We start from the raw sequence: 12,280 nt of genomic DNA, 5'->3' as shown, positions 1-12,280 counted from the left end.
CCACCGGAGCCGCCCCGGCCAGCGGGAAGAATACCGAGCATCTGGCACACAAAAACAGTCAGGATGAATAACATCACAAAAAACACGAACAATCCGGGATGCCGCGCGATGAAATCGTCCCCCGGATCGCCTCTGGATTCATACGCCGTGGAGGGTTCGTCCAGGGGGTTGCCGCCCAGCACCACCAGCATCGCCGCCACGCCGTCACTGATGCCTTTACTGAAATTGCCGGTCTTGAATGGCGGGGTGATGACCTGGTTGATGATCACCGAACTCTGGGCATCGGTCAGGCGATCCTCCAGGCCGTATCCGACTTCGATACGCAGCCGGCGCTCGTCCCGGGCGATGATCAGCAAGGCGCCGTTGTTCTTGTCCTTCTGCCCGATGCCCCAGTGGCGGCCGAGTTGGTAACCGAAGTCGGCGATGTCGGTACCTTGCAAGTCCGGCAACGTCACTACCACAAGCTGCTCGCCGGTGGCTTGCTCATGGGCCTGAAGCTGTTGGCTGAGCTGCTGGCGCACCGATGGCTCGATCATCTGCGCAGTGTCGACCACCCGCCCCGTCAGCGCCGGAAAGCTCAGCTCGGCGCGGGCAACGATCGCCACCACCCACAACAACAGCAACAGGCCTATTTTCAGGACGCGCATTGGCAACCTCTTGCGTGGTGACGCCGATTAGCGCAGTTCAGAATTTGACCTCGGGGGTCTTTTCCGAACCCGGTGTGGCTTCGAAGGTCTCGCGCACCGGCAGGTCGCTGTACATCACGGTGTGCCACAGGCGACCGGGGAACGTGCGGATCTCGGTGTTGTATTTCTGCACCGCGAGGATGAAATCGCGCCGGGCCACGCTGATGCGGTTCTCGGTGCCTTCAAGCTGCGATTGCAGGGCGAGGAAGTTCTGGTTGGCCTTGAGGTCCGGATAACGTTCGGAGACCACCATCAAGCGACTCAAGGCGCCGCTGAGCTGGTCCTGGGCCTGTTGGTACTGCTTGAGCTTTTCCGGGTTGTCGAGGGTCGAGGCATCCACCTGGATCGACGTGGCCTTGGCCCGGGCTTCGATGACGGCGGTCAGGGTTTCCTTCTCGTGGGCCGCATAGCCCTTGACGGTTTCCACCAGGTTGGGAATGAGGTCGGCGCGCCGCTGATACTGGTTCTGCACCTGGCCCCAGGCGGCCTTGGCCTGTTCATCGAGCGTCGGGATGTTGTTGATGCCGCAGGCGGTCAGCAACGTAGCCAGCATCAGCAACGTGACGACCTGCAAACGCGAGCGAAAGGTTGGACTTACATTCATCAGGATGATGCTCCCTTGTGCATTTCATGAAAAAACCGACCGCGAAACCTTCTGGGCCGGCTCTTGGGGCATAATCGCCCGCGCCTCTGGATTGCAACGGGCCGATGGGCTAAAAAGAGGCCCTGCGCGAAAACGCATCCGCCATCTGGCTGTGTTTTTTTGGCTCTGGTCTTTTGAGCCGGTACCCGAACAACAATAGACGCTCCCTAAATTTTGGCTGGCCGGCGTGTACATCGCCGTTTGGGCCCTTGAGAAAACTATTCATGAAGAAGCTGTGTTTGCTGGGCCTGTTCGTCAGCCTGGCCAGTCATAACGTATTGGCCGCCACGACGCCCGCACCCCTTGAGAACAAGGAAGCCTTCGTCAGCAACCTGATGAAGCAAATGACCCTCGATGAAAAAATCGGCCAGCTGCGCCTGATCAGCATCGGCCCGGAAATGCCGCGCGAAATGATCCGCAAGGAAATCGCGGCAGGCAACATCGGCGGTACGTTCAACTCGATCACCCGCCCGGAAAACCGGCCGATGCAGGACGCGGCCATGCGCAGCCGCCTGAAGATCCCGATGTTCTTCGCCTACGACGTGATCCACGGTCACCGCACCATTTTCCCGATCCCGCTGGCCCTGGCCTCGAGCTGGGACATGGACGCCATCGGCCTGTCCGGGCGCATTGCCGCCAAGGAAGCCGCGGCCGACAGCCTCGACATCACCTTCGCACCGATGGTCGACATCTCCCGCGACCCACGCTGGGGCCGTACTTCCGAAGGCTTCGGTGAAGACACTTACCTGGTGTCGCGCATTGCCGGCGTGATGGTCAAGGCGTTCCAGGGTACTGGCGCGAATGCAGCCGACAGCATCATGGCCAGCGTCAAGCACTTTGCCTTGTACGGCGCGGTCGAGGGTGGCCGCGACTACAACGTGGTCGATATGAGCCCGGTCAAGATGTACCAGGACTACCTGCCACCGTACCGCGCCGCCATCGATGCCGGCGCCGGCGGGGTCATGGTCGCGCTGAACTCGATCAACGGCGTGCCGGCCACCGCCAACACCTGGCTGATGAACGACCTGCTGCGCAAGGAGTGGGGCTTCAAGGGCCTGGCCGTCAGCGACCACGGGGCGATTTTCGAGCTGATCAAGCACGGTGTTGCCGCCGACGGTCGCGAAGCGGCGAAGCTGGCAATCAAGGCTGGCATCCACATGAGCATGAACGACACCCTGTACGGCAAAGAGCTGCCAGGGCTGCTGAAGTCCGGCGAGATCCAGCAGAGCGACATCGACAACGCCGTGCGTGCGGTACTGGGCGCCAAGTACGACATGGGCCTATTCAAGGACCCGTACCTGCGCATCGGCAAGGCCGAGGATGATCCGGTCGACACCTACGCCGACAGCCGCCTGCACCGCGCCGAGGCCCGTGATGTGGCACGCCGCAGCCAGGTGCTGCTGAAAAACCGGAATGACACCCTGCCACTGAAGAAGACCGCGAAAATCGCCCTGGTCGGTCCGCTGGCCAAGGCGCCCATCGACATGATGGGCAGCTGGGCAGCCGCCGGTCGCCCTGCTCAATCGGTGACCCTGTTCGATGGCATGACCAACGCCCTGGGAGACAAATCGACACTGATCTACGCCCGTGGCGCCAACATCACCAGCGACCCGAAAATCCTCGGTTACCTGAACTTCCTCAACTTCGATGCCCCGGAAGTGGTGGACGACCCGCGCCCGGCGAACGTGCTGATCGACGAAGCGGTGAAAGCGGCCAAGGATGCTGATGTGGTGGTTGCCGCCGTCGGTGAATCCCGTGGCATGTCCCACGAATCGTCGAGCCGCACCGACCTGAACATCCCGGAAAACCAGCGCGAGCTGATCCGGGCCCTGAAAGCCACCGGCAAACCGCTGGTACTGGTGTTGATGAATGGCCGTCCACTGACGATCCTCGAAGAGAAGGAACAGGCCGACGCGATCCTGGAAACCTGGTTCAGCGGCACCGAGGGCGGCAACGCCATCGCCGACGTGCTGTTCGGCGACTACAACCCGTCGGGCAAACTGCCGATCAGCATCCCGCGTTCGGTAGGCCAGATTCCGACCTACTACAACCACCTGACCATTGGCCGGCCGTTCACTCCGGGCAAACCGGGCAACTACACCTCGCAGTACTTCGATGACACCACCGGTCCCCTGTACCCGTTCGGCTATGGCCTGAGCTACACCGAGTTCAGCCTGAGCGACATGGCGCTGTCGTCGACCACGCTGAACAAGACCGGCAAGCTCGACGCCAGTGTCACGGTGAAAAACACCGGCAAGCGCGACGGCGAAACCGTGGTGCAGCTGTACATCCAGGACGAGACCGGCTCGATGATCCGCCCGATCAAGGAACTGAAGAACTTCCAGAAAGTGATGATCAAGGCCGGCGAACAGAAAGTCGTGCACTTCACCATCACTGAGGACGACCTGAAGTTCTACAACACCCAGCTCAAGTACGCGGCGGAACCGGGCAAGTTCAACGTGCAGATCGGCCTGGATTCAGAGGACGTGACGCAGCAGAGTTTTGAGTTGCTGTAATCCCTGAAGCAACACAAAACCACTGTGGGAGCGGGCTTGCTCGCGAAGACGGAGTGTCAGACAACGATGATGTCGACTGACAGACCGCTTTCGCGAGCAAGCCCGCTCCCACATTGGATCTCAGTGTTTTCAGAAATCGGGCACTAGCCCCGCCGATTCAGCAGGTTCACCACCACCCGATCCACCCATCCCCACACCCGTTGCTTGACCCGCCGCCACAGTGGCCGGCGCTTCCATTCCTCCAGGCTGACTTGCTCACTCAACCCAAAGTCCCGTTCGAAACTCGCCGCCACCGACCGGGTCAGTCCGGGGTCCAGGGCTTCCAGGTTGGCTTCCAGGTTGAAGCGCAGATTCCAGTGATCGAAGTTGCACGAACCGATGCTCACCCAGTCGTCGACCAGGACCATTTTCAGGTGCAGGAAACACGGCTGGTACTCGTAGATTTTCACCCCGGCCCTGAGCAGTCGCGGGTAGTAGCGATGGCCGGCATAGCGCACGGATGGGTGATCGGTACGGGGCCCGGTCAGCAGCAACCGCACATCGACGCCCCGGGCAGCCGCCCGGCGCAGGGAGCGGCGGACTTTCCAGGTCGGCAAAAAGTACGGCGTGGCCAGCCAGATCCGTCGCTGACCACTGTTCAGGGCACGCACCAGCGATTGCAGAATGTCCCGGTGTTGACGGGCGTCGGCATAGGCCACCCGGCCCATGCCCTCGCCTATGGACGGCACCCGTGGCAGGCGCGGCAGACCGAAATGCGAAGCCGGTCGCCAGGCACGTCGATGGCGGTTGGCAATCCACTGACGATCGAATAGCAACTGCCAATCGAGTACCAGCGGGCCGGTGATTTCCACCATCACTTCGTGCCATTCGCTGGCGTCTTCCCCCGGAGTCCAGAACTCATCGGTGACACCGGTGCCGCCGACCACGGCCAGGCTCTGGTCCACCAATAACAGCTTGCGGTGATCGCGGTAGAAGTTACCGACCCAACGTCGCCAGCTCAGGCGATTGTAAAAACGCAGCTCCACGCCAGCGGACATCAGCCGCTGACGCAAGGCCAGGGTGAAAGCGAGGCTGCCGTAATCATCGAACAGGCAGCGCACCCGTACACCGCGCTCGGCGGCCTGCACCAATGCCTGGACCATGGCTTCGGCGCAGGCACCCGCCTCCACCAGATACAGTTCCAGCTCAACCTGCTCTTCAGCCCGGGCAATCGCCACCAGCATGCGCGGAAAAAACTGCGGACCGTCGACCAGCAGTTCGAAGTGGTTGCCTTCACGCCACGGAAAAATCGCTCCGGCCATGTCAGCGCGCCGTGAAAATCAGTACCGCACCCACCGGTACGGAAAGACTGATAGCTGATAAACCAGCCAGTTTGCGCAACGTTTCCAGGCCGGGAGCCAAATCGAAATCCTCGGCGTTGATCACCAGCGGTTCGAGGGTCACCACCTGGAAGCGCCGGTCATCGAGTCGGGTCGCCAACAGTTCGGCCTGGTATTCGTGTTGTTTGCCGTGCAGGTCGACCATCAGCGGCAGGCGCAACTCCAACTGCGCGCCGGGAGCGAGGTCGTTGATCGGGCGCAGATCGATTTTCGTGGTGATCATGGCGTCGGGAAACCGGTCGATCTGGAACAGTTCCTTGCGCATGCGCTCATCGCGCAACGGGATGCCGCTGTTGATCGACTCCAGCTCGACTTCCACCTGCGCCAGCCCCTCGGGGTCGACCTTGCCGTGCAGCACCAGGAAGCGCTGCACTTCGGAAACATTGGCATTCTTGGTGCTGACAAACGACAGGCGCGAAGACTCGCCATCGAGGTACCAGTCGGCGCGGGCCGACAACGCGGCACCGGCCAGCAGCAGGAAAGTGAGGGTTTGGAAGGTGGAGCGCTTGAACATAGAGACTCGTAAGGCAGAGAAACCTGTGCTGAACCTTAACCGGCCTGACACAGGTTGCAAGAAATGTGTTGCCTTGAGTCTCTAAACCATCACAAGTTCCACTCAGGCCATCGCCTGCTGCACATTGCCAATGGTCGTGGCCAGGCTGTTGAGGTGCAGGTTGAGTATCCGTTCCACCGGCGCCTGATCCATCGGCCAGTGCAGTGCCATGCTGCCGACCAGGCGGCCATCGGTGCGGATCGGCAAGGCCACCGCGCGAATCAGGAACGGCAGGCGCACCGGATATTCCCAATAACCCTCGGTGCGCTGCCCGAAGCCTTGGTGCAATGCCTGCTCGGTGGTGTTGAACAGGGATTCGTCCGTCATTCGCTCGCGACTGGCCAGACGCTCCACTTCATGGCTGTCCAGTTCGCCCAGGCAGGCCCGCCCCATGGCCGAATGGAACAGGCTGGCGTGCTGGCCGACGATCTGGCAGTTGTTCGGATATCGCTTGCGCAGCACCGTGGGTATCGCGCTTTCCATGACCTCGATCCGCTCACCATCGAAGCACGACAGGTCCGCCACCAGCCCGGTGCGCTCGCTCAACTCCAGCAACTGCGGAGCGGCGTTCTCCACCAGGCGCCGCTTGAAGCGCTGCTGGCTGTCACCAAACAGGCGCTTGGCACACAACCGGTAGCGCCGATCACTCAGGCCGCGATAGATCCATCCCTGCTCCTGCAACGTCAGCAACATGCGCGACACCGTGGCCTTGGGCAGGCTCGTCAGGTAGTGCAACTCCTCCAGCCCCAACGCCTGATGCTCACCCAGCAACTCAACAATCGCCAGGGCGCGCTCGACGGAACGCACGCTGCCGGTTTCTGCCTTGTTCTCCATGGATTCGATCTCCCTAAGCCCGGATCGGATGACCGCTGCTCTTTTTAAAAAGCACAGCAAGATGCGGGCCTGTCCGTCAGGCTCAGGCATTTTGCAGACAGCCCGGCGGCCTGCGCTTGACCCATTGAGTCAACTGCTCATGGGCATACGCCAGTTGCAACACCGCGCGGTCGGCCTGGGCCGGGCCAATGATTTGCAGGCCCATCGGCGACCCGGCGGGGTTGAAACCCACCGGCACATTCATGCTCGGCAACCCGGCCAGGGTCGGCCCGATGACAACCTCCATCCAGCGGTGGTAAGTGTCCATGCTCTGCCCGCCAACGACGCGTGGCCATGGTGTTTGTGCATCAAAAGGAAACACTTGGGCGGTGGGCAGCAACAGAAAATCGTAACGTTCGAACAATTCGTTCAGCGCTCGATACCACTCGCTGCGACTGACCGAGGCCTGATAGACATCCGCCGCTGTCAGACGCAGCCCGCCCTCGACCTCCCATCGGGCTTCGGGTTTGAGCAGTTCGCGTTTTTGCGGATCGGCATACAACCCGCCGAGGCTGCCTTGCACCAGCCAGTGGCGATGCACCAGCCAGGTTTGCCACAGGCGCTCCATGGAGAAGTCCGGCTGACAGGACTCGACTTTGCAACCCAGTGTGGCGAAGTCCTGCAGCGCCGATTCACACAGGCTCATGACACCGGGGTCCATCGGCAGGTAGCCATTGTAGTCCCCCAGCCAGCCCAGCCGGACATCCCTGAAATCCTGCTGCAACGACAGGTGAAACATCCCCGGATCTTCAGTCAGCGACAACGGCACGCGCGGATCGTACCCAGCCTGGGTGCCAAGCAAACGGGCAACATCGGTGACCGTGCGGCCCATCGGTCCTTCGGTGGCCAGTTGCTGGACGAACATCTCAGGTCCTGGCCCGAACGGCACGCGCCCCTGGGACGGACGAAATCCGTAGACGTTGTTGAACGCCGCCGGATTGCGCAGCGAGCCCATCATGTCGCTGCCGTCGGCCACCGGCAGCATGCGCAACGCCAGCGCCACCGCCGCCCCGCCGCTGCTGCCGCCGGCAACCAAGGTCGGATCGTAGGCGTTGGTGGTGGTGCCGAACACGCTGTTGTAGGTTTGCGAGCCGAGGCCGAATTCCGGGACGTTGCTCTTGCCGATAATGATCGCCCCACAGTCACGCACCCGCGCCACGCTGATGGCGTCGTGTTGCGGAACCTGCTCGGCGAACAGCGGCGAGCCCATGGTGGTGCGCAAACCGGCGGTGGCCGCCAGGTCTTTGACCGCTTGCGGCATGCCGTGCATCCAGCCTCGGGACTGCCCCCGGTCGAGCTGCCGATCACACTCGTCGGCCTCTGCCAGCAATGCCTCGGCCGGGCGTAGGGACACCAGCGCATTGACCTGTGGATTGAAGCGTTCGATCTGCGCCAGATACGCCTGCATCACCTCACAACAGGACACCTGCCGCCCATGAATGGCCCGGGACAGTGCATCGGCGTCCATTTCAACAATCGGATTGCTGCTCAAGGTTTCACCCCAAGATTGAGTTCAACGGATCTTTTTGCCCGTGGTGCTTCCTGCATGCAGTAGGTACCGAGCAACGTCAGCAAGCAGGCGAACAACACGTAGAACGATGGCGCCACCGGCGTCGCCAGGACCTTGCTCAGCCAGGTGACGATCAGCGGCGCGAATCCGCCGAAGACCATGACCGCAACGTTGTAAGCCACCGACACCCCGGTGGAGCGCACTTCGATCGGGAACTGCTCGGCCAGCGCGGTCGGAGCCGGGCCGAAAAACCCACCGATCGCACTGCACAGTAACAGTTGCATCACCAGCAAACGCTCCACCGATGGCGCCGCCGCCACCCACACATACAGCGGATACACCATCAGGAAAAACGCCAGGGTGAAGGCCATCAACACCGGGCGGCGGCCGAGGCGGTCCGACAACGCGCCAGACAACGGAATCACCACGGTCATCAGCGCCACCGCCAGCATTTGCACCAGCAGCACCTGATCCAGCGGCAGGCCGAGATTCTTGTGGGCGAAGGTCGGCATGTTCACCAACACCACGTAAAACGACACGGTCGCACCACAGGCCAGGCCCATGGACACCAGAATGCTGCGCCGGTGTTCGCGGAGCACTTGCATCAAGCTTGGGCTCGCGCCTTTGGCCTGCTTGCGCGCCTCGAGAAACTCCTCCGGCTCTTCCATGTGTTTGCGAATCCACAGCCCGACCGGGCCGATCAGCAAGCCCAGCACAAAGGGAATCCGCCAGCCCCAGCTGTCGAGTGCCTCGGGGGTCAGCAGGTGGGTGAACAATGCGACCATCGCCGCCCCGGAGAACACCGCCAGGCATTGCCCGACCAATTGCCACGAGCCATACAACCCCTTGCGGTGTGCCGGGGCGCTCTCCACCAGGAACGCCGTGGCGCTGGCGTACTCGCCGCCCGTGGCGAAGCCTTGCAGCATCCGCGCAACCACGATCAACAGCGGCGCACCCATGCCGATGGCGGCGTAGTTCGGCGCAAACGCAATCAGTGCGATGGATACGGTCATCAGGCGAATGATCATCTGCATCGCCGCCTTGCGCCCTTTGCGGTCTGAATACATGCCCAACAAAATGCCGCCCACCGGACGCATGAAAAAGCCGACGCCGAAAGTCGCCAGGGCCATCAGCAATGAGGCGTGTTCGTCCTCGGACGGGAAAAACTGCCGGGCGATGATGCTGGCCAGAAAGCCATAAACGATGAAGTCATACCATTCCAGGGCATTGCCGATAACGGCGGCGACTACCTGCCGGGTGCGCGAAACGCCTGTGCTCGAAGTGTGCATGGGGAACTCTCCAAAAACCTGGTGGGTAACGGCGGGCACGACAGCGCGCGCCCGGTCCAGCGGCAGTAGAAAGTGAGGACATCAGGCCGGCTTGAGCCAGCTCTCGGTCAGCGCGCCCCAGTACGCGGCGCCGGTCAGCAGGATGTCGTCGTTGAAGTCATACGCGGGGTTGTGGACCATCGGCCGCGATACGCCATTGCCGATGAACAGGTAGGCGCCGGGGCAGCGTTGCAGCATCCAGGCGAAGTCTTCACTGCCCATGAGCTTGGGGGTATTGGCATCGACTGCATCGGCACCGACCAGCTCGACGCCGACTTGCCGAGCGAATTCGGTTTCAGCCGCGTGGTTGACCAGCACCGGGTAGGCCGGACGATGTTCGATGCGCGAGCTGCAACCGAAGCTTTGCGCCTGGGACTCGATGATCGCGCGTACGCGGTCGAGGGTCTGCTCGCGCACCTGGGCATTCAGCGCGCGAAGGCTCAGGCGCAGGATCGCCTGTTGTGGAATGACGTTGGCCGCCTCCCCGGCCTGCAACGCGCCAACCGTAACCACCGCCGCCTGCTGCGCATCGATGTTGCGCGCGACCACGGTTTGCAGGGCCATGACCACACTGGCCGCCGCCACCAGCGGATCGACCGCCAGATGCGGCATCGAGCCGTGGCCGCCGACACCTTCGATGGTCACGTTAAGCAAATCCTGGGAGGCCATCATCGGCCCCTCACGAAAACCCAAATGGCCGGCGGGTAGCCCCGGCATGTTGTGCATGCCGAACAGCGCATCGCACGGGAAACGTTCGAGCAAGCCATCGGCGAGCATCGCTTCGGCACCGCCCTGCCCCTCTTCGGCAGGCTGGAAAATCAACGTCAGGGTGCCGTCGAACTGACGGGTCGCCGCCAGGTATCTCGCCGCGCCCAGCAACATCGTGGTGTGACCGTCATGCCCACAGGCGTGCATGCAGCCCTGATGCCGGCTGCTGTAGGTCGCGCCGGTATTCTCCATGATCGGCAGCGCATCCATGTCCGCCCGTATCCCGAGTTTGCGCAGGCTGCTGCCATTGCGCAGGACTCCAACCACACCGGTCTTGCCGATGCCGGTGTGCACTTCATAACCCCACTCTTCGAGTGATTTGGCCACCAGCGCCGAGGTGCGGTTTTCCTCGAAGCCGAGTTCCGGGTGGGCGTGGATGTCCTGGCGGGTGGCGTGCAGGTCGCTGGCCACGTCGTTGAGCCAGGCAAGGATGTGCTGATATCGGGTCATGACGATTGTCCTCGGGCCGGGTGTAGTCCCGTTCTTGTTGTTCGCGGTGATTTCGCGACACATCAAAGGCAGGTCGCGCTCACCGCCAGATAACCGCGAGTCACGCGCCAGGACAATCGAATGTGGTTCCACAGAGTGGAACCTGAAGGGATATCAAGGCTGCAAACGACAACCCTGGCGCTCGCCGATCCACACCGCGCTGTTGCTGCGGCCCATGCCACTGACCGAGACACGCTTGCCGGCCGGGTCATCGGTAAAGCCGCTGGCGGGCAGCCACTGTTTCACATAACCGTGGCAGTACTCGGCATCGTTGTTCATCACGTAGCGGCACGAACAGTATTCCTTGGCGGTGTAGGCGCTGATGATGTCGGGGAACGCCCACAGCGCCACCCGCTCGTGCCAGATCCAGCCGAGCAAGGCGATCAGCAGGATCAACAACAGGGAACTGAGCGGTCGACGGCGAATGAAACCGCTCATGGCTGCACCTTCCCGGAAAAGGCCTTGAGCGCGAGCTGGAGCAATTGGTTGTGCCGGTAAGTGCCGTCGCGGTCATCGCCGTAGCGGACGATCACCAGCTGTTCACTGGGGATCACGTACATCGCCTGGCCCCAATGCCCCAGCGCGGCGAAGGTGTCGACGGGGGCATCGGGCCAGGGGCGTGCCGCGCCCTCAACGGCTCGATTGAGCCACCACTGGCCGCCGGGGACGGCCTCGTCTTGATCGGCGTGATAGTGAGCGAACGGCTCGCGGTTGAACGCCACCCAGTCCCTGGGCAGCAGTTGCCTGTCTGCCCAGCGCCCCTCGCGGGCCATCAACAGACCGACCCGGGCCAGGTCCCGTGCAGTGAGATAGGCATAGGACGAAGCAACGAAAGTGCCTGTGGCATCGGTTTCCCACACGGCTTGGCGGATGCCCAGCGGCTCGAACAGCGCAGTCCACGGATAGTCCGGATAGCGGCCGGGGCCGACGATGGTTTTCAGCGCGGCGGACAACAGGTTGCTGTCACCGCTGGAGTAGCGAAACGCCTGGCCCGGCGCCGCGTACTCGGCATGGGCCGCGGTGAACGCAGCCATGTCGTGGTGACCGCCGGTGTAGAGCATGGCCACTACCGAAGACTTCAGCGGTGCATATTCGTAGTCTTCCTGCCAATCCAGGCCCGAGGCCCAGTGCAGCAGGTCGGCCATGGTCAGGTCGGGGTATTTTTGCAGGGGCGGATAAAACTTCGCCACAGGGTCGCCGAGTTTGAACAAGCCTTCGCCGTAAGCCACACCGAGGACCGCGGCCATCAGGCTCTTGCTGATCGACCAGGTCAGGTGCGGCGTCTCGGCCGTCGTCGGGCCGGCGTAGCGTTCGTAGATCAACTGGCCGTCGCGGATCACCAGCAAGGCATCGGTGCGAATGCCCTGGCGAGTGGTGTCATCGCGGGATGGGAAGGCATAGGCCTCCAGGGCTTGAAGCGCCGGGCCAGCGGGCGTCGGCGCGGTCGGCCATTGCTCGGCGGGCCAGCTTTCAGCCTGGGTCGTGAGGCTGAGCAACAGCAGGAAAATCAGGGACAGGCCTTTGGGCATGACGGG

General features: G+C 62.4%; 11 protein-coding genes. 1 reads left to right on the top strand and 10 read right to left on the bottom strand.

Going from position 1 to position 12,280, the window contains the following annotated elements; genetic code table 11:
* Positions 1–647: TPM domain-containing protein (locus tag KGB29_RS22670; RefSeq protein WP_223616488.1), on the bottom strand; the 647-nt coding region annotated here is incomplete at its 3' end.
* A gap of 37 nt (positions 648–684) precedes the next feature.
* On the bottom strand, positions 685–1,290 hold the full coding sequence (locus KGB29_RS22665; RefSeq protein WP_154861785.1) for a LemA family protein: 606 nt from the start codon (positions 1,288–1,290) through the stop codon (positions 685–687).
* 263 nt (positions 1,291–1,553) lie between these two features.
* On the opposite strand from KGB29_RS22665, the gene bglX reads away from it, so the two are divergent.
* The gene (bglX, locus tag KGB29_RS22660; protein WP_057716068.1) at positions 1,554–3,845 is read left to right on the top strand and encodes a beta-glucosidase BglX; all 2,292 of its coding nucleotides are present in this window, start codon (positions 1,554–1,556) and stop codon (positions 3,843–3,845) included.
* 143 nt (positions 3,846–3,988) lie between these two features.
* Here the strand turns inward: bglX and KGB29_RS22655 are convergent, their stop codons facing one another.
* The 8 genes from KGB29_RS22655 to KGB29_RS22620 all read right to left on the bottom strand — a co-directional run bounded on the left by KGB29_RS22655 (position 3,989) and on the right by KGB29_RS22620 (position 12,274).
* A complete protein-coding gene (locus KGB29_RS22655) occupies positions 3,989–5,146 on the bottom strand; it encodes a phospholipase D-like domain-containing protein (protein ID WP_150812972.1) in 1,158 nt (385 codons plus the stop codon).
* A 1-nt stretch (position 5,147) separates the two neighbouring features.
* Positions 5,148–5,738 carry a YceI family protein gene (locus tag KGB29_RS22650; protein ID WP_090453580.1) on the bottom strand — a complete coding sequence of 197 codons (591 nt, stop codon included), beginning with the start codon at positions 5,736–5,738 and terminating at the stop codon, positions 5,148–5,150.
* Between the two features lie 102 nt (positions 5,739–5,840).
* On the bottom strand, positions 5,841–6,611 hold the full coding sequence (locus KGB29_RS22645; RefSeq protein ID WP_150812970.1) for an IclR family transcriptional regulator: 771 nt from the start codon (positions 6,609–6,611) through the stop codon (positions 5,841–5,843).
* An 82-nt stretch (positions 6,612–6,693) separates the two neighbouring features.
* A complete protein-coding gene (locus KGB29_RS22640) occupies positions 6,694–8,142 on the bottom strand; it encodes an amidase (RefSeq protein WP_223473828.1) in 1,449 nt (482 codons plus the stop codon).
* The gene (locus tag KGB29_RS22635; protein WP_154946608.1) at positions 8,139–9,449 is read right to left on the bottom strand and encodes a citrate-proton symporter; all 1,311 of its coding nucleotides are present in this window, start codon (positions 9,447–9,449) and stop codon (positions 8,139–8,141) included. Before KGB29_RS22635 ends, KGB29_RS22640 begins: the two co-directional genes overlap by 4 nt.
* Positions 9,450–9,530: 81 nt before the next feature.
* Positions 9,531–10,706: a M20 aminoacylase family protein gene (locus KGB29_RS22630; protein ID WP_154946609.1), complete on the bottom strand. Its 1,176-nt coding sequence runs from the start codon at positions 10,704–10,706 to the stop codon at positions 9,531–9,533.
* 153 nt (positions 10,707–10,859) lie between these two features.
* Positions 10,860–11,183 (bottom strand): hypothetical protein, encoded by a 324-nt coding sequence (locus KGB29_RS22625; RefSeq protein ID WP_057716071.1) that lies wholly within the window; start codon positions 11,181–11,183, stop codon positions 10,860–10,862.
* Positions 11,180–12,274, bottom strand: a complete 1,095-nt coding sequence (locus KGB29_RS22620; protein ID WP_223473827.1) for a serine hydrolase domain-containing protein — start codon at positions 12,272–12,274, stop codon at positions 11,180–11,182. Before KGB29_RS22620 ends, KGB29_RS22625 begins: the two co-directional genes overlap by 4 nt.
* Positions 12,275–12,280: the final 6 nt, after the last annotated feature.

This window comes from Pseudomonas sp. BF-B-30 (assembly GCF_019956305.1).
Classification (GTDB): domain Bacteria; phylum Pseudomonadota; class Gammaproteobacteria; order Pseudomonadales; family Pseudomonadaceae; genus Aquipseudomonas; species Aquipseudomonas jessenii.
Note: the sequence above shows the minus strand (reverse complement) of the source record. Positions and strands in the feature narration are given on the sequence as shown.

Bases quoted from the DNA above. Each gene is read 5' to 3' on its own strand.
- KGB29_RS22665 (WP_154861785.1), bottom strand. From the start codon at position 1,290: ATGAATGTAAGTCCAACCTTTCGCTCGCGTTTGCAGGTCGTCACGTTG.
- bglX (WP_057716068.1), top strand. From the start codon at position 1,554: ATGAAGAAGCTGTGTTTGCTGGGCCTGTTCGTCAGCCTGGCCAGTCAT.
- KGB29_RS22655 (WP_150812972.1), bottom strand. From the start codon at position 5,146: ATGGCCGGAGCGATTTTTCCGTGGCGTGAAGGCAACCACTTCGAACTG.
- KGB29_RS22650 (WP_090453580.1), bottom strand. From the start codon at position 5,738: ATGTTCAAGCGCTCCACCTTCCAAACCCTCACTTTCCTGCTGCTGGCC.
- KGB29_RS22645 (WP_150812970.1), bottom strand. From the start codon at position 6,611: ATGGAGAACAAGGCAGAAACCGGCAGCGTGCGTTCCGTCGAGCGCGCC.
- KGB29_RS22635 (WP_154946608.1), bottom strand. From the start codon at position 9,449: ATGCACACTTCGAGCACAGGCGTTTCGCGCACCCGGCAGGTAGTCGCC.
- KGB29_RS22630 (WP_154946609.1), bottom strand. From the start codon at position 10,706: ATGACCCGATATCAGCACATCCTTGCCTGGCTCAACGACGTGGCCAGC.
- KGB29_RS22625 (WP_057716071.1), bottom strand. From the start codon at position 11,183: ATGAGCGGTTTCATTCGCCGTCGACCGCTCAGTTCCCTGTTGTTGATC.
- KGB29_RS22620 (WP_223473827.1), bottom strand. From the start codon at position 12,274: ATGCCCAAAGGCCTGTCCCTGATTTTCCTGCTGTTGCTCAGCCTCACG.